The 19709-nt window shown below is 59.8% G+C and carries 18 protein-coding genes; 9 read left to right on the plus strand and 9 right to left on the minus strand.

Translation table 11 applies throughout. The annotated features are described in order from the left end of the window. Positions 1-20: 20 nt before the first annotated feature. Positions 21-1637: an ABC transporter substrate-binding protein gene (locus FBZ99_RS29575; RefSeq protein WP_145321189.1), complete on the minus strand. Its 1617-nt coding sequence runs from the start codon at positions 1635-1637 to the stop codon at positions 21-23. A 316-nt stretch (positions 1638-1953) separates the two neighbouring features. Between FBZ99_RS29575 and FBZ99_RS29580 the strand changes: the two genes are divergently transcribed. Continuing rightward, positions 1954-2964 carry a LysR substrate-binding domain-containing protein gene (locus FBZ99_RS29580; protein ID WP_145636461.1) on the plus strand — a complete coding sequence of 337 codons (1011 nt, stop codon included), beginning with the start codon at positions 1954-1956 and terminating at the stop codon, positions 2962-2964. Positions 2965-2972: 8 nt separating this feature from the next. On the opposite strand, the gene FBZ99_RS29585 is transcribed toward FBZ99_RS29580, so the two are convergent. The 6 genes from FBZ99_RS29585 to FBZ99_RS29610 are packed head-to-tail and all read right to left on the minus strand — an operon-like array spanning position 2973 to position 9287. Next, complete coding sequence (locus tag FBZ99_RS29585) at positions 2973-3821, minus strand: NADPH-dependent oxidoreductase (RefSeq protein WP_113395172.1); 849 nt, start codon at positions 3819-3821, stop codon at positions 2973-2975. 12 nt (positions 3822-3833) lie between these two features. After that, positions 3834-5162 carry an LLM class flavin-dependent oxidoreductase gene (locus tag FBZ99_RS29590; protein ID WP_145636462.1) on the minus strand — a complete coding sequence of 443 codons (1329 nt, stop codon included), beginning with the start codon at positions 5160-5162 and terminating at the stop codon, positions 3834-3836. Further along, on the minus strand, positions 5159-6379 hold the full coding sequence (locus tag FBZ99_RS29595; RefSeq protein WP_145636464.1) for an acyl-CoA dehydrogenase family protein: 1221 nt from the start codon (positions 6377-6379) through the stop codon (positions 5159-5161). Before FBZ99_RS29595 ends, FBZ99_RS29590 begins: the two co-directional genes overlap by 4 nt. A gap of 12 nt (positions 6380-6391) precedes the next feature. Beyond that, the gene (locus FBZ99_RS29600) at positions 6392-6730 is read right to left on the minus strand and encodes a DUF3088 domain-containing protein (RefSeq protein ID WP_113395169.1); all 339 of its coding nucleotides are present in this window, start codon (positions 6728-6730) and stop codon (positions 6392-6394) included. An 11-nt stretch (positions 6731-6741) separates the two neighbouring features. After that, entirely contained in the window at positions 6742-8097 is a 1356-nt protein-coding gene (locus tag FBZ99_RS29605) for an LLM class flavin-dependent oxidoreductase (protein WP_145636466.1), read from the minus strand. An 11-nt stretch (positions 8098-8108) separates the two neighbouring features. Beyond that, positions 8109-9287 (minus strand): acyl-CoA dehydrogenase family protein, encoded by a 1179-nt coding sequence (locus FBZ99_RS29610; protein ID WP_145636468.1) that lies wholly within the window; start codon positions 9285-9287, stop codon positions 8109-8111. Positions 9288-9593: 306 nt separating this feature from the next. Between FBZ99_RS29610 and FBZ99_RS29615 the strand changes: the two genes are divergently transcribed. The 5 genes from FBZ99_RS29615 to FBZ99_RS29635 are packed head-to-tail and all read left to right on the plus strand — an operon-like array spanning position 9594 to position 14506. Further along, on the plus strand, positions 9594-10949 hold the full coding sequence (locus tag FBZ99_RS29615; protein ID WP_145636471.1) for an LLM class flavin-dependent oxidoreductase: 1356 nt from the start codon (positions 9594-9596) through the stop codon (positions 10947-10949). Positions 10950-10955: 6 nt separating this feature from the next. After that, positions 10956-11786, plus strand: coding sequence for an ABC transporter ATP-binding protein (locus FBZ99_RS29620; protein WP_113353462.1), 831 nt, complete (start codon positions 10956-10958; stop codon positions 11784-11786). Positions 11787-11800: 14 nt separating this feature from the next. Further along, on the plus strand, positions 11801-12877 hold the full coding sequence (locus FBZ99_RS29625) for an ABC transporter substrate-binding protein (RefSeq protein WP_145636473.1): 1077 nt from the start codon (positions 11801-11803) through the stop codon (positions 12875-12877). Between the two features lie 31 nt (positions 12878-12908). Continuing rightward, the gene (locus FBZ99_RS29630; RefSeq protein ID WP_113353460.1) at positions 12909-13727 is read left to right on the plus strand and encodes an ABC transporter permease; all 819 of its coding nucleotides are present in this window, start codon (positions 12909-12911) and stop codon (positions 13725-13727) included. Positions 13728-13729: 2 nt separating this feature from the next. After that, positions 13730-14506 carry an ABC transporter permease gene (locus FBZ99_RS29635; RefSeq protein WP_113353459.1) on the plus strand — a complete coding sequence of 259 codons (777 nt, stop codon included), beginning with the start codon at positions 13730-13732 and terminating at the stop codon, positions 14504-14506. Positions 14507-14739: 233 nt separating this feature from the next. On the opposite strand, the gene FBZ99_RS29640 is transcribed toward FBZ99_RS29635, so the two are convergent. Then, on the minus strand, positions 14740-15582 hold the full coding sequence (locus tag FBZ99_RS29640) for a DUF1236 domain-containing protein (protein WP_113353458.1): 843 nt from the start codon (positions 15580-15582) through the stop codon (positions 14740-14742). 311 nt (positions 15583-15893) lie between these two features. On the opposite strand from FBZ99_RS29640, the gene FBZ99_RS29645 reads away from it, so the two are divergent. Beyond that, positions 15894-16268 carry a hypothetical protein gene (locus FBZ99_RS29645; RefSeq protein WP_112721678.1) on the plus strand — a complete coding sequence of 125 codons (375 nt, stop codon included), beginning with the start codon at positions 15894-15896 and terminating at the stop codon, positions 16266-16268. Positions 16269-16503: 235 nt separating this feature from the next. Then, positions 16504-16758, plus strand: a complete 255-nt coding sequence (locus FBZ99_RS29650; protein ID WP_113353456.1) for a DUF982 domain-containing protein — start codon at positions 16504-16506, stop codon at positions 16756-16758. Between the two features lie 140 nt (positions 16759-16898). Here the strand turns inward: FBZ99_RS29650 and FBZ99_RS29655 are convergent, their stop codons facing one another. Beyond that, complete coding sequence (locus FBZ99_RS29655; protein ID WP_113395165.1) at positions 16899-18893, minus strand: ABC transporter ATP-binding protein/permease; 1995 nt, start codon at positions 18891-18893, stop codon at positions 16899-16901. 333 nt (positions 18894-19226) lie between these two features. Between FBZ99_RS29655 and FBZ99_RS29660 the strand changes: the two genes are divergently transcribed. Further along, the gene (locus tag FBZ99_RS29660) at positions 19227-19475 is read left to right on the plus strand and encodes a hypothetical protein (RefSeq protein ID WP_113331860.1); all 249 of its coding nucleotides are present in this window, start codon (positions 19227-19229) and stop codon (positions 19473-19475) included. Positions 19476-19709 lie beyond the last annotated feature (234 nt).

Below are 19709 nucleotides of genomic sequence, written 5' to 3' on the forward strand. Positions count from 1 at the left end.
AGAACGGGCTGCTTTTAGTGTCAGCCTTCGCCCTCCTTGATATAGACATCGGCGAAATTCGATTGCACGCCTTCCGCGCCGATCGTGTGGTTTTTGACGCGCTTATTGAAGACCGTGACGTTTTCGAGCGAGATCAGATTGATGACGGGCAGCTCATCGGCGATGATCTTCTGGAAGTCGTTGAATTCCTGCTTGCGCTTTGCCTCGTCGACTTCGATCGAAGCTGTCTCGAGCAACCTGTCGACCTCCGGATTTTGATAGTGGCTGGCGTTGGAGAAAGGCAATCCGAGCTTGAAGTTCTTCGACCAGTAGATGCGCTGCACGCCGAGCGTCGGATCGAACTGGTTGCCGAGATATTCCGCCGTGAGGTCGAAGGCGCGCTCGGTATAGACCTTCTGGATATAGGTCGAGAAGTCGTAGGAATCGATCCTCGCGTCGATACCTATGCGAGCGAGGTTCTGCTTCAGATATTCGGCGACGCGTTTGAAGCCTTCATTGTAGGAATTGTGCGTCAGGCGAAGCGCAAACCGAGTGCCGCCGCCGTTTCGCTTATAGCCGGCCTCGTCCAGCAATTGCTCCGCCGCCTTGAGATCGAAGGCATGGGGCTTGATCGCGGCATTGAGATATTGCGGCAGGAAGGTGCTGATAGGCGTTGGCGAGACGTGGCCATAGCCATACCAGACCGTATTGAGGATGACGTTGAGGTCGATGGCATGCGCGATCGCGCGACGCACGCGGACATCCTTCAGGTATTCATTATCGAGGTTGAGGATGAGCTGCGTCTGGTCGCCCTTCGTCTCGTAGCCGCGGGAATCGATGCCGATATTCGGCAGCGCCTTGATGCGCTCGAGATCGGCAAGCGGAATGGGATTGTCGCCACCGAGATCGAACTCTCCGGTCTCGAAGCCCGCCGCGCGGGCGGCGCCATCAGGCACGAAGCGAACCACAACCTGGTCGAGATAGGGTTTGCCGGCATCCCAATAACCGGGATTGCGCTCAAGGATGATATGCGAGCCGCGCACCCACTCCCGGAAAACAAAGGGACCGGTACCGATAGGGGCGCTACCGTTCGGATTGGTCGGAACATCGGCGATCTTGACACCTTCGTAGATGTGTTTCGGCACGATCGGAGATTCGGCCGCGTAGAGCGCTTTCAAAAGGTAAGGCGCTGGCTTGGAGAGACGGAATATCGCCGTCAGGGGGTCTGGCGTGTCGACCGCGATGACGTTGGCGAACGTGCCTCGTCCACGCGGATGAACCTGTTTCAGGAGCTCGATCGAATAGGCGACATCGGCCGAGGTAAATGGCTTGCCGTCGTGCCATTTGACGTTGGGTCTAAGCTTGAACGTATAGGTGAGGCCATCTGAGGCCACCGACCATTCGGTCGCAAGCTGCGGCTTCGCCACGAGACCGAAATCATAGGTAAGCAGCCCCTCGGTGATCTTCGGACTGATCTTCTGCGTGCCGCCAGCGGTATGGGCGAGCGCCAGGATGGTAGGCGGTTCGGGTTCGACGATGAAATTAAGCGTGCCGCCGCGCGGCGGTGTTTCGGCCGCGCGCATCGCGGCGGTTGGCAGAAGGGTTGCTGCGGTCGACAGCAGAAGCAATTGGTTGAAACGGCGGCGGTTGATGGTCATTCGCTTTCCTTGCCGGTTGAACGGATCGGTCCTTCGGTGAACCGCTGGCGGAGATGTCCGCGATCGGCGCATCTTCGGGCGCCGGGCGGGTAAAACGGAAGAATGTTTTTCTGATCGCCCGCGAAAGAAAAGCTTCGCCGGATCGCCTGAAGCGGGCCGGTCAAATCTTTTGTCCATTAAAAATATAGACTATTTCGCATTTTTAGTTTTTGCTTCCCCCACGCCGTCTGGGCATGGAAGAAAATATCCATCCGCTCACCGGTAAACGCAAAGCGCGTTCTCGTCTTGAGATGGCCGATTGTGCTGCAATCGGCTAATGAACACGATTGCCGACACTCGGAGAAAACCCATGCAGCCGACCTTGGCGCGGCTGCCGCCATTGACTTCGTTGCGCGCCTTCGTGGCGACAGCGCGGCACCTGAGTTTCCTTGGCGCCGCCGAGGAATTGCACGTCACCTCGGCGGCCGTCGGCCAACAGATCCGGCTTCTGGAGGACTATCTGGGGCAGTCGCTGTTTCACAGGGTCCGCGGTCAACTCCAGTTGACGGCTGCCGGCATGGCACTTGTACCGGGACTGACAAATGCGTTCGACGTGGTTCTGGCGACGATGACGCAATTCATCGCCAGCGATCACGATCTTCCGATCCGCGTATCGGTCGCGCCGTCCTTTGCCAGCAAATGGCTGATCCCGAGACTGGATGGTCTGAGGCAAGCAGCCCCTGGCCTGGAGATTCTGGTCGATGCCTCGACGCATTTGACCGATTTGAATAAAGGCGACACGGATTGCGCCATCCGTTATGGCAGCGGCGTTTATCCCGGCCTTGTCGTCGATCACCTTTTCTCCGAGGCCGTCGTGCCGATCTGCAGCCCTGAATTCGCCGAGCGGCATTGGCTGTGGAACGGCCCGCGGGCGATCGAAGGGGTGCCTCTCTTGCACGAGGATGGCGCGGAGCATGATCATTCCTGCCCGGATTGGAATGGCTGGCTGCGTGCCGAAGGACTATCCCTGCGTTTGCCACAGGGCGGCTTCCGCCTCAGTCAATCATCTCTCGTCATAGATGCCGCATTGGCGGGGCAAGGACTTGGTCTTGGGAAAATCCGCCTGGCGGAGGCCGAGCTGAAGGCGGGACGTCTGGTGACGCCCTTCGGCGGTTCGCAAGCCGTGAGCTTTTCCTATTTCTTCGTCACGACGCCGGCCAAGGAGCGCCTGATGCGCGTCGAACTGTTCCGCAACTGGCTGCGGGCAGAGGCCAAGGTCGTGCGGACGATCGGCGAGATCCTGTCGCGCGATATATTGCGCGGGCTCGACATTGCCGCCGCCGAATAGCCGGCCGATTATTTCAGTCTGAAGCCGAGGCGGCGAGCCGCCACGCCGAGAAGGTGTCGTCCCTTCAGGGCTTCGACGGATCCGATCCTGTTTTTCACTTGCACCGTCCACTCAATGCGCGGCATGCGCTGTTCGGTCTGAAAGTCCTGCAGGACCGTGTTGTAATGTCGTAGGTCCTCCGACCGCCGGCGGTGATCGTAGCGTTCGCTATGGAGCACGCTCGTTTGCGGTAGCCGCGGCTTGACGGCGGCCCGTATGGCCGGGTCGGGATAGCCGACCGTCAGGCCGAAAACTGGAAAGACACCCTCCGGCAATTCCAGCTCACGCGCCACGGTCTCCGGGTCGTTGCGGATGGCGCCGATATAGCAGGTGCCGAGACCCTGCGATTCCAGGGAGACGACGGCATTTTGCGCCGCGAGCGCGGCGTCGATGACACCGAGCAGGAAGCTTTCGACATAGTCGAGGCCATCGGCGGCTGAACCCTGGTCCGCCGCGATGCGGCGTGGCCTCGAAAGATCCGCGAGCCAGATCAGCAAGAGCGGCGCCTGCGTGATCTGCCTCTGTGTTCCGGCAACGGCATTCAGCTTTTCCTTGCGCGTATCGTCCCTGACGGCAATGACGCTCCAGGCCTGCAGGTTGGACGAGCTCGGCGCCGATTGGGCCGCGGCGACCGCGAGGTGGAGAATGTCGTCCGGAACCGGCTTTGGCAGATAGTCGCGCACGCTACGATGGGACAGCAACGTTTCGATCGTCTCATTCCAGTCGGCGCCGATATGATGGCTGTTGCGATAGCGCTCGCCGACGAGAGAGGCGAGCCGATCATCGTCGGGAAGTTTCGCCGTCGTTGCTGATGTCATGCTGTTTCTCCTTTATTCGGCGGCAACGGCATAGGGGTTGGCCGGCCGGGAAAGGCCGAGATGGTCCCGTAGGGTATGCCCCGTATATACTTTCCTGAACAGGCCGCGGCGGCGCAGGATGGGCACCACCTCGTCCACGAAGACCTCCAGGCCATGCGGCAGCACATCGGGCATCAGGTTGAAGCCATCGGCCGCGCCCGCCTCGAACCATTTTTCGATATCATCGGCAATCGCGTCGGGCGTGCCGACAATGGTGCGGTGTCCGGTCCCGCCATTCAAGGCGCGGATGAGGCCGCGTACGGTCAATTTCTCGCGCTGGGCAAGAGCAAGCGTTGCCCGGAAAAAGGTATGCCCGCCGTCAGCCGGCAAGGGAATATCGTCGGGCAGGGGCTCATCGAGTTTCAGCTTGCCTGGATCGACCTGCAGGACGCCGGACAGGCGCGCAAGGCTGTATTCCAGCGGAATGAGGTCCCGCAGCTCCTCTTGCCGTCGCCTGGCCTCCGCCTCCGTGCTGCCGATGATGGTGGCGAGGCCGGCGAGCACCAGCAGGCTGTCGGGCGCGCGGCCATGGCGGGCGGCCCTTGTTCGGAGGTCGCGCGCGTAATCGAGCGACTCCTCCAGGGATTGCGAGGCTGAGAACACCGCTTCAGCGTGCCTCGCTGCCAACCCCCGCCCATCATCCGAGCCGCCGGCCTGCACGATGACGGGATGTCCTTGCGGCGGGCGTGGGACGTTGTGCGGGCCATGAACGGAAAAATGCTTGCCGCGATGTGCGATCGCATGGACCTTGTTGGTATCGACGAACCGGCCGCTTTCGACATCGCCGATGAAGGCATCTTCCTCCCAGCTGTCCCATAGCGCCTTGACGACCGATGCAAATTCCTCGGCGCGCTCATAGCGGCCGTGATGCGCGACCGGCTTTTCCAGGCCGAAATTCCGGCTTTGCGAGAGATCGGCGCTGGTGACGATGTTCCAGCCGGCGCGGCCGCCGCTGGCGTGATCGAGGGTCGCGAAGCGGCGAGCGATATTGTAGGGCTCGTTATAGGTGGTCGATGCGGTAGCGATCAGGCCGACATGCTCGGTATGGGCCGCCACCGAGGCCAGCACGATGGTCGGCTCGAGAGACGTCAGCGGGCGGAAATCGACGCGATCGGAAATGGCTGCCTGATCGGCAAGGAAGATCGCGTCAAAGGTACCGCGTTCGGCGATTCGAGCGACATTGATATAGTGATTGATATCGAAGGACGCGCGCGGATCACTTCCCTGCATACGCCACGCCGCCGGCGAAAATCCTGAGTGCAATATGTTGATGTTGAGATGAAGTTCGCGTTTTCTGCTCACTGGAATATCCCCGGTTCGGGAAACTCGCCGTCGAGGAACCAGGTCCCGACATTGCGGGTCTTGTATTCGGCGGGGTTGTGAAGCGTGTGGATGCGCACGTTGCGCCAGAAGCGATCAAAATCGAGTGGCCTGACGGCGGATCGTGCACCCATGACCTCGAAGATCTCGCTCGTCACCTCCAGCGCGACGCGTCCGGCAAGCACATTGGCGGAGGCGACCGCGATCGCCGCTTCACCGCGCTCCTTCGCCGTCAAATCGTGTCCCTTCGCATAAACGGCATCAACCGCCGCCAAAGCCCGGTCGGCAAGCGCCGTTGCCGCCTGTACCTTGATCCACAGCTCGCCATATTGCCTCTTGATCCATGGATCGTCGGAATGGCGCTCGACACCGGAATAGATCCAAGGCCGCGATTTCGTGACGGTATAGTCGCGCGCCGCTGCCAATGCTCCCTGTGCGGAGCCGACAAACACGTTGAGGAGCACGCTCTGCTGCTGCAATGGTGCCAATAGGGCGATCGGATCCTGCGGGCGCTCCGGCAGGATCTCTTCGTCGCTGATCTCGACATCCTTGTAGAGAACACGGCCGCTCCCGGTCTGCCGCTGGCCGATCCCGTCCCAATCGTCCGTGATGGTGATGCCGTTGCGGTCGGCCGGTATATAGGCAAAGCTCCGCTTGTTGGTGTTCTCGTCTTCCCAGGCGACCATCAGATAGTCGGCGACATGCGAACCCGAGGCGAACGGCCTGAAGCCGTTGAGGATGACCTTTTCCCCTTTCTTTCGACCGAACAGACTTTTCGAGAAACTGTTCGTCGTGTTGCCCCAGAACCAGCGACCGGTCGCGGAGCGGCGCAGGATGTCTTGGGATCGCTCATCGCGGAGCGTGGTAACGGCGTTTTGCAGCGGGCTGAAATGATAGCCATAGAGATGACCGAGCGAACCGTCTACCTTGGCGAATTCACGCACGATGCGCATGGCGGTGGAGTAGGGTTCGCCGGCACCGCCGAATTCCTTCGGGATGACCAGATTGACGAGGCCGCTCTCCTTCAGGAGCCTGATCTGCTCGGCGGGCCTGCCGCCAGATTGATCTCTCTCGATGGCATCGAGGGCAAATATATCTCGAAGCTCCACGGCTTTGGCGAGATGGGGATTCGATTGATCCGCCTCGAAAAGGGAGGGTGGAGGATAGGGTGGCTCGAAGCCATCTGGTTTCATGGTCATGACGGCCTCATTCTAATGTAGGCGCGGAAAGCCGTGCCGCTCGGCAAGCAGCTCGAGGATGCGATTGGTCGAATTGATGAAGCGCGTTCCGTTCCAGTCGCTGGCGTCATCAGGCGGGTTCTCCGCGAGAATGAGAAGCGGCAGCGACTGGTTTTCCTCGCCGGCAACCTCGATCACCTTTTGGCGTGGTCGCGGGAACGCGACCCTTTCGACATCGATCGCCGAAGCAAGATCCGGGAATGAGGCGAGCAGTCCCTCGATCGCGTTGCAATAGGGGCAGACGAAGCTGACGCCTGGATGTTTCGGATCGGCAAAGCCGGGGGAAATGAGGAACAATTTGTCACGAGCCACTTGATCTTCTCCTATTGCGCCGCGACCGCATTGCCTGCGGAAAAACGATTGGCCGGACGCTTGAGCCCGAGATTTTCGCGCAGCGTCGCGCCTTCATAGTCGCTGCGGAACAGGCCGCGGCGGCGCAGTTCCGGCACGACAAGCGTGATGAAATCGGCAAGGCCTCCGGGCATGATGGGCGCCATGATGTTGAAGCCGTCGGCGCCAAAGTTTTCGAAGCGTTCTTCCATGACATCGGCGATCTGTGTGGGCGTCCCAACAACCTGCCAATGGCCGCGTGCGCCCGCGATGCGCAGGTAGAGCTGGCGGATGGTCAGGTTTTCGCGGCGCGCGAGATCGAGCACCAGTTCCTGGCGGCTCTTGCCGGCATTGGTGACAGGCGGCTCGGGGGGCACGGGACCGTCAAGTGGATAGGAACTCAAGTCGACGCCGGTCAATTGCGAGAGGAGATTAAGACCGACTTCCGGTTGGATGAGGTTCTGCAGGACCTGGAATTTGTCTTCGGCTTCCGCTTCGCTTCGCCCGACGACAGGAAAGATTCCCGGCAGGATCTTCAAGTCGTCAGGCGAACGGCCATATTTGCCGAGCCGGCCCTTGACGTCGGCATAGAAGGCTTTTGCTTCGCCAAGCGTGATCTGCGCGGCGAAGATCGCCTCGGCGGTGCGCGCGGCCAGTTCCTTGCCGGGCTCGGAGGCTCCGGCCTGCACGACAACCGGCCGCCCCTGCGGCGAACGTGGAATGTTCAGCGGCCCGCGCACCTTGAAGTGGCGCCCCTTATGGTCGAGCCTATGCAGTTTTTCGGGATCGAAATACCGGCCGCTCTGACGATCGCGGATGAAGGCATCGTCCTCGAAGCTGTCCCACAGGCCCAGCACGACATCGGCGAATTCTTCCGCTCGGTCGTAGCGGTCGGCATGCAGAACCTGCGCGTCATGGCCGAAGTTGAAGGCGGCGTCCGGATCGGAGGAGGTCACGAGGTTCCAGCCGGCGCGGCCGCCGCTTAGGCGGTCGAGTGAACCGAACTGGCGCGCGAGGTTGAAGGGATCGGAAAAACTTGTTGAGGCGGTTGCGATCAGGCCGATATTGCGGGTGACGCTGGCAAGCGCCGAGAGCAGCGTGATCGGTTCGAACGGATAGATGCCGCTATGCGCCTTCCGGCTTGCCGCATCCAGGTCCCTCAGACGAGCGGCAACACCGTCGGCAAAGAAGATGGTGTCGAACTTGGCGGCTTCGGCGAGCTTGGCGAGCTCGAGATAGTTCTCGAACTCGGTACCCACCGATGCTTCCGGATGCCGCCAGGCGGCGACATGGTGGCCGGTGAAGAGCAGGAAGGCGCCGAGCTTGATCTGATCCTTGCGTCTAGCCATGGAATGTCCTTTCAGCGATACATCGCCGGAACGGGGAACTCGCCCGTCAGCAGCCATGTGCCAAGCGTGCGCTTCTTGTACTCGGCGGGATTGTGCAGCGTATGGGTCCGCACGTTGCGCCAGAAGCGGTCGAAACCGTTTGCCGTCGTTGCCGATCGCGCGCCCATGACCTCGAAGATCTCGCTGGAGACGGCAAGCCCGACTTCGCCGGCATAGACATTGGCCGTGGCTATATCGATGGCGGCGGCGCCACGATCTTCATGCGTCAGGCCCGGTCCCTGGTTAAAGGCCTTATCAAGGCTCAGCGCCGCCTTATCGGCGAGCTCGATGGCAGCGAGCGTGCGGATGTAGAGATCGCCATATTGCCGCTTGATCCAGGGGTCGTCGGTGTGTTTGTCGACGCCGGAATAGATCCATGGCCGAGACGATGTCGTCGTGTAAGCCCGGCCTTCTTCCAGCGCGCCCTGGGCGCTGCCGACGAAGACGTTGAGCAGCACGCTTTGCTGCAGCAGGGAGGTCAGCGACGTATAGGGTGTCAGCGGGACCGCCGGGGAACTGATGAGTTCGTCATCCCCAATCTCGAGGTCGTGAAAGCTGACCGTGCCGCTGCCGGTCTGGCGCTGGCCGATGCCATCCCAATCGTCCTCGATGACAATGCCGTTTCGATTGGCGGGAACGACCGCGGTCAGGCGCTCGCCCTCGGCATTTTCGAAGGAGATTTGAATATAGTCTGATATGTGCGAGCCGGAGGAAAACGGGCGCTTGCCGTTGACCAGCCAGCCGCGGCCGATCCGCCTTCCGGACGAGGTTTTCGACATGGCGTTGCCGGAATTGCCCCAGACGAAATTGCCGGCGGCGGATGCCCTGAGCAGGCGCTCCCGCTGCACGTCCGACCCCCGAAAGAGCACGAGGTTCAAGGGGAGGTGGTGGTAGCCGAAGAGATGCGCCAGCGAGCCGTCGGTACGCGCGAATTCACGCACGATCCGCAAGATGGAGAGCCAGGAAGCGCCGCGACCGCCATATCGGGTCGGAATCTGCGCCGAAGGCAATCCGCTCTCCTTCAGCAGGCGGATCTGTTCGGTCGGCCTGCCACCCAATTTGTCGCGCTCGACCGCATCCCGGTCGAATGCCCGCCGGAGCTCGACGGCTTTTGCGACAAGGGGATCGGATGTGTGTGATGGGAAAGACATGTCTGCTTCACGCCTATGGATTTGAACGGCGCATCGCCGCTTTGAGGCCTGAAGGGTTCGGTGATTGCGGGCCCAAGTCCAGCAATATCTATTTGATCCGTCGGGAAGAAATTCTTCTCCCCGCTTATCGAAAAACTTAGGCGACCGCAGTTTCCAGCCGTTACGTGTCGCCGCGAAATGATCTCCGTCGGTTCGACATGTCGCGTGACGAAGGAATCCGAACTGGTGGCGGTAAATAGAATATAATTTCTATAGATTATAATCTTTAACGTTTAGCCTTCTTCCGCAGCCATGATGGAGAAGACGATGACGGACAGACAAAGGCAACTGAAGCTCGGGGCTTTTCTTTATCCGACCGGGCACCACATTGCCGCCTGGCGGCATCCGCTGACGCAGGCCGACGCCGGTTCGAATTTCGCCCACTATGTCGAGCTGGCGCAAGTCGCCGAAGCTGCGAAGTTCGATCTGATCTTCATGGCTGACGGCGTGGGAACGCGCGGATCCGATACGGAGGCGCTCCATCGCACGGCCCAGCGTTATGTCGCCCAGTTCGAGCCGATCACCCTGCTTTCCGCTCTCGCGGCGGTGACGAAGAATATCGGCTTCGTGGCGACCGCCTCGACCTCCTTCAACGAGCCCTATCACATCGCCCGCAAATTCGCTTCTCTCGATCATATCAGCGGCGGCCGCGCCGGCTGGAACCTCGTGACATCGTCCAGCGATCACGAAGCGCATAATTTCGGCAGGGACGAGCATTATGCCCATGCGGAGCGTTACGAACGCGCCGAGGAGTTCGCCGACGTCGTGCTTGGGCTCTGGGACACCTGGGAGGAAGACGCATTCCCCCGCGATCAACGGAGCGGCGTCTTTTATGAGCCTGAGAAGCAGCACATCCTCAATCACAAGGGTAAGCACTTCAAGGTGCGGGGGCCGCTGAACGTGTCGCGCACGCCGCAGGGCCACCCAGTGCTCGTGCAGGCAGGCTCGTCCGAGCCGGGAAGGGAGCTCGCCGCCCGCACCGCGGAAGTCGTCTTTACCGCCCATCAGACCATCGAGGATGCGAGAGCCTTCTACGCGGATATCAAGGGTCGCCTCGCGAAATATGGTCGGGACCGAGATGACCTCAAGATCATGCCGGGCATCTTCCCGGTCGTCGGCAGAACGCGCGAGGAAGCGCAGCAAAAATACGCCGAACTTCAGGATTTCGTCCATCCGGTGGTCGGCCTCTCAATGCTGAATGGCATGGCAAGCGGTGTCGATCTCTCCCAATATCCGCTCGACGGCCCCGTTCCGGATCTGCCTGAGACCAATGGCAGCAAGAGCCGCCAGAAATTGTTGCTCGATCTTGCCAGGCGCGAAAGCCTGACGATCCGGGAACTTTATCTCCGTATCGCCGGCGCGCGTGGTCATTGGCAGATCGTGGGAACGCCGATCGAGATCGCCGATCAGATGGAAGAATGGTTTAGGACGGGTGCTGCCGATGGCTTCAACGTCATGCCGCCGCAACTGCCGACCGGTCTCTATGATTTCGTCGAACATGTGTTGCCGGAGCTGCGACGCCGCGGCCTCTTCCGCGGCGATTACGAAGGTTCGACACTACGCGAAAACCTCGGATTGAGAGTACCTTTGCATCCGGCGCGGCATGCCGTCGCCGCGGAGTAGTCGGCCATGGGCAACTCCCTGCATCTCCAGATCAACCATGTCACCCGCCAGTTCAAGGTCAACAGTGAGATTTTGACCGCGCTCGACGATGTCAGCCTCGATATCGCCGAGGGTGAATTCGTGACGATCGTCGGAGCGAGCGGCTGCGGAAAGTCGACGCTGTTGCGCCTTGGTGCCGGCCTTGATCTTCCGACATCGGGATTCGTTGGTCACGCAGGCCGGCCCGTCAAGGAGCCGAGCCTTGAGCGCGGCATCGTCTTTCAGGAGCCACGGCTTTTCCCCTGGTTGACCGTCGCCCGCAATATCGCGCTCGGGCTCGAGAATTCCGGGCTGTCCAAGGCAGAGAAGAACAGGCTCGTCGAATCCCACCTCGAACTTGTCGGGCTTTCCGGCTTCGCAAAGGCCTATCCGCACCAGCTTTCCGGTGGGATGGCGCAGCGCGCCGGCATCGCGCGGGGATTGGTCAATCGCCCGAATGTCCTATTTCTCGATGAACCCTTTGGCGCGCTCGACGCCATCACCAAAGCAAGGCTGCAGGACGAGTTGCAGACGATCTGGGCGAAGGAACGCATCACCATGGTTCTGGTGACGCACGACGTCGAGGAGGCCGTCTATCTCGGCGATCGCGTCGTCGTCATGTCACCCCGGCCGGGTCGCATCCGTGACATCGTTCCGGTGGACTTGGCGCGCCCACGCGATCGCACCTCCCCGATGCTGGTCGAAATCCGCAATCGGGTGCTTGAGAGCCTCAACGCCACGACGTCAACGCCTCGCCCGCCAGCGAGCATCACAAGTCCGGCGGTTGAAATCCGGCCTGCGGTCGTCGCAGCAGAATAATCACGGAGCAACAGATGAAACTGTCCATTATTTCCCGCTTGGTCGCCGGCGCGACGGTCGCCCTGGGCCTGTTATCCGCCCCGGCCTGGGCGCAGGATCCCCTCGTCATTCACGTTGGCTACGCCGCGATCGGCGTCGACAACAAACCCTATGCCGAGGGAACGTCGGCTGCGACGGCTCGCGCCGGCGAATTTCTGGAAAAGGAATTCGCCAACGATCCGAACGTCAAGATCGAATGGACTTTCTTCAAGGGTGCCGGGCCGGCGGTGAACGAGGGCTTCGCCAACGACCAGCTCGACTTCGCCTATCAGGGCGATCTTCCGGCGCTGATTGGGCGGGCAACCGGCCTGAAGACGAAGTTTCTGCTGGCGAGCGGCGCACGCAAGCCGCTTTATCTCGCTGTCGCCAAGGGATCCGGCGTCAAGACGATCGAGGATCTGAAGGGCCGCAAGGTCGCGCTGCAGCGCGGTACCAACGGCCACCTCTCCGCAATCAAGATCTTGCAGGCACACGGATTGACCGAGCGTGACATCCAGGTCGTCAATCTGGATACCGCCGGCACGGTCGCGGCCCTGACCAGCAGGGACATAGATGCGGCTTTTGGCGACACGCAGCTCATCAATCTCGCGGCGAAGGACAGCGCCGATGTCATCTACACGACGAAGGGTGACGATCCGCGTTTCGGGCGCAATGCCGGCATCATCGGCCGCGAGGCCTTCATCGACGCCCATCCGCAGATCACGCAGCGTGTCGTCGACGCGTTCGTCAAGGCGGCGCAGTGGTCGTCGGAAGAGCAGAACCGTGCGGCCCTCTTCGAACTCTGGCACAAGTCCGGCACGCCCGTTCCGATCCTGGAGGAATATTTCCGCAACGATACGCTCACCTATCGCAACTCGCCGCTGATCGACGATCTCCTGGTCTCGCAGTACAAGGAGCAGGCGATCAAGAGCAAGGAATACGGCCTGATCCGGCGCGATGTCGACCTTAACGGCTGGTTCGAACCGAAATATCTCAACAATGCGCTGGAAAAGCTCGGGCTGACGAAATTCTGGCAGCCCTATGGCGCCGACGGAAAGCCGGTCGCCTCCTGATCGGAGACGCGATCAAGACTAGGAGATTGGCGTGAGCGCTGTTGTCGAGACTACCGGGCGGGCCGGCTTGCCGCTATCGCCAGCAAGGCTCCAGCGCCTTGTCCTTTTCGTGACGGGCCTGATCTTTCCGCTTGGCCTGTTTGGCCTCTGGTGGGTTGCCTCCGCCAGGGGCTGGCTGCCGGAGCAGATCCTGCCGCCGCCAGCCTATGTCTACCAGGCCGGCCGCGACATGATCCTGAGCGGCGAGCTTCTCTATCACACCGGGGTCAGTCTCGGCCGTGTCGTCGTTGGCTTTACCATCGGCGCCGGGCTCGGCCTGTTGCTCGGCATTGCCATGGGGCTTTCCGAAAGGGTCGAGGACTATGTGAAGCCGCTCTTCCTCGCCTTCGCGCAGATCCCGACGCTCGGATGGATCCCGCTTTTGATGCTGCTTGTCGGCATCGAGGAGAGCTTGAAGATCATCATCATCGCCAAGGGCGCCATCGTGCCGATGACGATGAACACGCTCGCCGGGGTCCGCGGCGTCCCGCCGAAATATCTCGAGGTCGGCAGAGCGCTTCGCTTCAGCCGCTGGCAAACCCTGCGCTTGATCGTGCTGCCGGCTGCCGTTCCCTCGATATTCACCGGTATCCGTTATGGCCTTACCCATTCCTGGACATCGCTTGTCGGTGTCGAGTTGCTCGCCTCGTCCGAAGGGCTCGGCTACCTGTTGGTCTGGGGGCGGCAGATGTTCTGGCTCGATACCGTCATCGTCGCGATGATTGCCATCGGACTTGTCGGCTTCGTCATGGACAAGGGGCTGGATCGCACCGAACTGCTGATCCAGCGGTGGAAGCGGCGGGAGCTTTGACAATGGCAAGAGCAAGCCGTTTCGTACGTTTCCGGCGCGGCATGACGTTGCCGATCCTCCTCCTCGTGGCCTGGGAGGTTTCAAGCCGGACGGGTCTCGTGGACGCGCGCTTTCTGCCGTCGCTAGAGGATGTCGTCGGCACGGCCAAGCGTGAGCTGATCGACAATGATCTTATCGGCGAACTGGGTTTCAGCCTGATGCGCAATATTGCCGGCTTCCTGATTGGATGCGTGCTCGGCATCGCTTTTGCGAGCCTGCTGGCGCTCTCCCGGATTGCCGACCGCCTGATCATGCCGACCTTCAATGGACTGAAGCAGATCTCCCTTCTGGCCTGGATACCGCTGATCTCGGTCTGGTTCGGCTTTGGCGAACAGGCGAAGATCGTCTTCGTCGCGCTCGCCGCCTTCATTCCTATCGTTCTCAATACCTATGATGGCATGCGTGAGGCGCCGGCCGAACTGCTTGAGGTCGCAACGGCGCTAAGGTTCAATGCGCGGCAGAAGGCATTGCGGATCTATATTCCGGCGGCGATGCCGTCGATCGCCACCGGCGTGCATCTCGGCTTGATCTATGCCTGGCTGGCAACGGTCGGCGCGGAATATTTCCTGGCCGTCGGTCCGGGCATCGGCGGCCTGGTCATCGCCGGTCGGGAGCGGTTCGACATGGCGCTCGTCATGGTCGGCGTCCTGGTGCTCGGCTTCGTCGGCTTTACACTAAATCGCCTTGCCTCCGCGCTTGAAGCTTATTTGTTGCGCTGGCGGCCTAAGCAGACCGTATAGGCTGCGAACATCATGCGCTTCAATGTATCAAGCAGCTAAACCCGGTTCCTCGGCTGCTGTTCTCGAGACCGTTCTCGATCTTGGCCCCGCGGACACGTTCAATCGCCCACTGTTGATGCAATGAGCGGCCGGATCGAAATTCCTGCAACTTCTGCCTTGCCTGCCTGACGGCATCGGGCAAGACATATGTTTGCGGACGCCATGAAAACTCTGGCGCCCGCAAACATCCAGAACTAGGCATCGATGATATAGACGATCGTGAATGTCGAGGGATCGACGATGACGATCCGTCCGTCCGCTAGGACGAAGAATCGATACGCCTTATATTGCGGAACGATCTGGACGATGCGCGGCGGCAGCGGCTCCAGCTCGATCTTCCGGGGAATTGTTGCGCCTACCGATACCGAGAAATCCGTCTCGCGAACGGGGGTGACATGGACCTCTTTAACCACCTGCCGGATCTGTGTTTGTTGCTCAACGGAGACCTGGACTTGCGAGCCGCCCTGCGTGTTTGTTTTTGTCGTGGTTTTGCTTCCCGTCTCACCTCCGGTCGTGTCCGTCTGTTGATTCTGCTTGGTGCCGCTAGGGGCTTTCATATTGCTGCCGGAGCTTCCCGCGGAACCCGCTTTGTTGGTGTCTGTACCACCTTGACCAGTCCCTTGCTCATCGTTCGAGCTGTTGGTGCCTCGGGACTGGGGAGATGCTGATTTGTTGTTGGTTCCTGCCTTGGTACCATTGCCTTCTTGAGTTTGGTCTCCGGATTGGCTTCCTGTCTGGCCTGTTGCTCCGGTGTTTGTCGAGCTGTTGTTCTGACTGCCATTCGACTTCGAATCCTGATTGCCTTGAGTGGATTGGGCCGGTGCCTGGCCGGGAGAATTATCTGAATTTCCCTTCAAGTCCTTGGTGGATGTTCCGGACTGTGGCTGTTGCTCGCTGGTCGATGGCTTGCTGTCGCGCGTCGTGCCGCTTTTGGGGATGACCTGGGTATCCTGCGCGCTTGCGGGTGTGATGGCTGCGAAGGAAACACCGATTGAAAGCGCCGTCATCAGAACGGCAAGTCTGTTCGTCGTCTTCATGATTTTCTCTTTTCTCGCTGTTGAGTACATAACGGCGTTTATCCGCCGCTATAGGACGAACAAGGTGACGGGCCTCCATGTTCCGGCATTGGACTTCAGTCGCACGGGCATCCGACTGAAGGCTCGGCCGTGAGCTTCCAACATGCCGCAGCTATTTTTTGCGGTGGGTAAGCCTTGTCGGACTGTGTCGGCATGGCGCAACTTTGATCACTCCGAGCGGGCTCTTTAAAGGAACTTTGCAACGCGATCGGCATTCCCTTCTTTGTTATTTGCGTTCTGAAACAGCGGAAACCTCGCTGAAGGAGCTTACCGTGATCAAACCTTTGATTCTATTTGGCCTCGCGCTGATGCCGGCAGCGGCTTTCGCGCAGTCGGCCGATCTTGAGGCAACCTGCAAGATCGTAGCCAAGAACTTCTTCCTGTCGGATAGCCTCGCGATCGGCGCTATCCAATCCTTTCCGGAACTGAAGCCGCCTGGTGTGCGCATGGCCTATTCCACCCGTCAGGGAACATCTCCCGCGGAAATGACCGACACCTTCGAATGTGAATTCGACAAGCCCGACAAACCCCATAATCTCGCTAAGTTCTGCGTATCAACCACTTGCTATACTGCGAATGAGAGCGATGCGGACCGCAAGCGACGCTTCGAGGAAATGCGCGTTCTCTTGCAACGAGCGGAAAAATAGCCGCTGTGAGTGGTGAAGGAATGTTAGATTTGGTGCCCGCCTTTGAAGCCAAGGATTTGCCTGTCGGTCAGAGCGACCGTTCGGTCGGAATGATCACGGTCCATGTGGCGGGGAAAGGCTCCGCCGAGTTCGCTCAGGTGAAAGCTCGAGCTTGGGTGGCTTTGGCTTGCGGCTTTGGTGACAACCTCGGCGGAACATTCGGATCGCGGTGCCGTTTCGCCGCAAGAGGACAATCATGACACAACAATTGTGGAACAAGCCAATCACCGTCGAGACGCGCAAACCCGGTCAGCGCCTGACGATCGCCAACACGGAGACCGCCACCTATTACCTGCTGCGGAACTGGCCCGCAAAGTCGCACGGGATCGCCTTCAAGAATGCGAAGCGAACGTTGATCAGTGCGCACCAAGGTCACGTGGAGGCCCTGGTAGCAAGAGCCGCGTTCCTCGCCGCGCTTAAAGAAAGCGGTATCCAAATATTTGAAGCGTGATGGGCGAGCACGACGCGCTCGATCCGACTTTGTAATGACAGCCATATTCCTAGCGGCCATGCGCTCTATCAGACTACACGAAAGATCATGTGTTGCCCTCGGTGCCACCGGACTGATGATGAGGCAAATGTCAGTCTTTCCTAACGGTGCTGTTTCCCGTGAGCCAAGTTGCCTCTTGCTGCGGGCCTTTGGTCATCCAAGAGGCGCAAAAGCAGGTTCCGTCTTTTCCCGCGCTGGGCGAGATCAATGTCGCTGACAAGCATCGCGCCACCCTCACGTCGCTCAAGGGTGATCTTGCGGCTATGGAAGGCCTCCAGCTCGGCTCTGTGCCCGACGCTGATAATGGTGACCTTCGGCAGTTCGCGGATCACCATCTCCATCATCTTGTCCTGGCTTTTTTCATCGAGCGCTGATGTGGCCTCATCCAGGACGATGATATCGGGATCGTGTAGCAGAAGACGCGCGAATGCGAGCCTCTGTTTCTCGCCGCCCGAGAGCGTCTGGTCCCAAGGCGCATCTTCCTCAATTCTGTCGTTGAGATAGTCAAGCCCGACCTTCTCAAGGGCCGCTTTGATCTCATCCAGCGTCCAGTCCTCGGCCGCTCGCGGATAGGCCACGGACCGGCGAAGTGTGCCCGATGGGATATAGGGTCGCTGGGGCAGCATGAACAATCGGCTACCGGGATGAAAATTGACGCTGCCATGACCCCAAGGCCAAAGACCGGAAATGGCCCGTACGAGCGTGCTTTTTCCCGTGCCGGATTCTCCGGCGACCAACACGCGTTCGCCCGGCTCGATCTCGACCTCCGTCTCCCTGACCACGGAGGTGCCGTCGTCGAGCGTCACGGAAAGATTATTTAAGCACAGCATCACCTTGCCTTCTGTTTCACCCTGCTTGATGCGTCCGAGGGAATCGCTCTTTTCGGCACGCTCCAATCCGTCGAGTGACGTCATGAGCGATGCGACGCGATGTGCGGAGGCATTCCAGTCGGCAAGCCGCGGATAGTTGTCCACCAGCCATCCGAACGCACTCTGGACGATGGCGAAGGCAGAGGCAGACTGCATCACTTGACCGAGCGTCATGCTGCCTTCGAGGAATTTCGGTGCGCAAAGCAGGACCGGCACGACGGGCGCGATCAGCATCGACCCTTGCGAGATAAGCGTCGTGCGCATGTATTGATGCGCCAACCGCGCCCATTGCCTCAGCACATTGCCAAAAGTTCGTTCGAGGTCATTACGCTCCTCCTCTTCGCCGCCGAGCAATGCGATGCTCTCGCCGTTTTCGCGCACATGTGTCAGCGTATAGCGAAATTCCGCTTCCACCTGGTTCTTGACCTCGGAAATCTCGACGAAGTGCCGGCCGATAACTGCCATCGAGGTGGACGTGACCACGGCATAGAGAACCGCGGTGACGACAAGAAAGCCGGGAATTGTGATGACTGAACCAGCGATCTGGAACGTCAGGGCTCCGCCGATCGTCCACAGGACGACGATGAAGGTCGATGCCGACAAGAACGCGGAAATGACGCCGGCCAGGAAATCGACCGGGGACTCCGTGGCGATGCGCAAATCCTCGGAGAGACGCGCCTCGGGGTTCTTGTGGCCTTCGCCGCCGATCAGGTTCAGCTGATAATAACGGCCGTTCGCGAGCCAGCGAGCGATGAGCCCGGTCGTCAGCCAGGAGCGCCACCGTCTCTGGATCATCATGCGAATGTAGACTTGTACCGTGACAAGGGCGACACTTCCGAGCACCAGCGGCAGAAACACCGCGCTCAGGACATAAACGGTGTGGGCGTTGCGTTGCTCAATGGCGTCAAAAATCGCGCGGTTCCAGATGTTAATGCCATACTGGAAGCAGACGTTCAGGCCGATCAGCGCAAGTAGTCCGATCGTGCACGGCCACGCGAAGCCATCTCCGCGGCGACTCCAGTAGCCACGCGCGCTGATCCAGAAACGTGCAAGCAAGTACCCTTTGCGTGCCCGTTCGGCCTCCTCGGGCGTCATGTCCGGATCGGATTCAATAATATTTGCTGGTGGCTCGACATCAATAGTCGGAGCTTTCTCCCGGCGCGACCTCTCACGCCCAGGCGACTTGGCGCCGTCGACCGATTTCGGATTGGATTTAGCGTCGGTCATAAGCACGACAACGGACTAAAATTCAAAAAGTTTCACAATAGGAATGTCGTCGATGGTGGCGGCCATGTGTCGGGACAATGAGGCAGTCGTCGCGCGAACCCTCGGCATGTAACGGAAGGTTCATGTAAAAGCGTAAGTCGGTTGATTACTGTATCTTATCCCTAGGAACGAAGGTGCACCTCGGTCAAGGAAGAATGCACCCCATGGGCGCACCACGCGCCCTTGGCTTGTGTTGGCCGGCGCTATCGCGCGGATGGCAGCGCGCCAATGATGAGACGGCTCCAGGGAACTCGTCCATCGCAAATGGCGTTTCAATATCAGGAGGAATTCATCATGTGCCCGCAAAAGCCAATCATAGCTTCGCTTTTCGCACCCGCGCTTGGGCTGCCGAATCCGATACAATATTACCCCGAGCAATCGCCTCGTCTTCCCGCTTCAGAAAGTGAAAAGGAAGCGTATGAAGAGGGAGTCAAGGCGGGAAAATGTGAAGCCGAGAATAGAAAGAACCCTTATCCTGACAATAGCGAACTGGCCAAAGCCTACGAGCACGGTTACCTTGATGGTCAAAAGATCCGGTCGTAGCCACACAATGGCGAGCGATGATCTCGCACGTGTTCATTTAGCAATGCGAGGGCTTTTCATGGATTAGCAGAGAGACGTGTCGAACGATGATCGATGCGTCCGATGGACGGCGACGAAGGCTTCGCATGCCCGGCTTTTCAGAGTTGGCTCGGGAAATTTGAACAGCGGGGATAAGTGGAATTTCTGCCTGGCTTCGGCTTAAATGCCGGGAACAGGAGATACCATGACGAGACG

It is taken from the genome of Rhizobium sp. ERR 1071, assembly GCF_007828675.1.
Lineage (GTDB): Bacteria > Pseudomonadota > Alphaproteobacteria > Rhizobiales > Rhizobiaceae > Rhizobium > Rhizobium dioscoreae.

Excerpts from the sequence above, each read along its gene's own strand:
- FBZ99_RS29575 (WP_145321189.1), bottom strand. The coding sequence starts at position 1,637 with ATGACCATCAACCGCCGCCGTTTCAACCAATTGCTTCTGCTGTCGACC.
- FBZ99_RS29580 (WP_145636461.1), top strand. The coding sequence starts at position 1,954 with ATGAACACGATTGCCGACACTCGGAGAAAACCCATGCAGCCGACCTTG.
- FBZ99_RS29585 (WP_113395172.1), bottom strand. The coding sequence starts at position 3,821 with ATGACATCAGCAACGACGGCGAAACTTCCCGACGATGATCGGCTCGCC.
- FBZ99_RS29595 (WP_145636464.1), bottom strand. The coding sequence starts at position 6,379 with ATGACCATGAAACCAGATGGCTTCGAGCCACCCTATCCTCCACCCTCC.
- FBZ99_RS29605 (WP_145636466.1), bottom strand. The coding sequence starts at position 8,097 with ATGGCTAGACGCAAGGATCAGATCAAGCTCGGCGCCTTCCTGCTCTTC.
- FBZ99_RS29610 (WP_145636468.1), bottom strand. The coding sequence starts at position 9,287 with ATGTCTTTCCCATCACACACATCCGATCCCCTTGTCGCAAAAGCCGTC.
- FBZ99_RS29615 (WP_145636471.1), top strand. The coding sequence starts at position 9,594 with ATGACGGACAGACAAAGGCAACTGAAGCTCGGGGCTTTTCTTTATCCG.
- FBZ99_RS29620 (WP_113353462.1), top strand. The coding sequence starts at position 10,956 with ATGGGCAACTCCCTGCATCTCCAGATCAACCATGTCACCCGCCAGTTC.
- FBZ99_RS29625 (WP_145636473.1), top strand. The coding sequence starts at position 11,801 with ATGAAACTGTCCATTATTTCCCGCTTGGTCGCCGGCGCGACGGTCGCC.
- FBZ99_RS29635 (WP_113353459.1), top strand. The coding sequence starts at position 13,730 with ATGGCAAGAGCAAGCCGTTTCGTACGTTTCCGGCGCGGCATGACGTTG.
- FBZ99_RS29640 (WP_113353458.1), bottom strand. The coding sequence starts at position 15,582 with ATGAAGACGACGAACAGACTTGCCGTTCTGATGACGGCGCTTTCAATC.
- FBZ99_RS29650 (WP_113353456.1), top strand. The coding sequence starts at position 16,504 with ATGACACAACAATTGTGGAACAAGCCAATCACCGTCGAGACGCGCAAA.
- FBZ99_RS29655 (WP_113395165.1), bottom strand. The coding sequence starts at position 18,893 with ATGACCGACGCTAAATCCAATCCGAAATCGGTCGACGGCGCCAAGTCG.
- FBZ99_RS29660 (WP_113331860.1), top strand. The coding sequence starts at position 19,227 with ATGTGCCCGCAAAAGCCAATCATAGCTTCGCTTTTCGCACCCGCGCTT.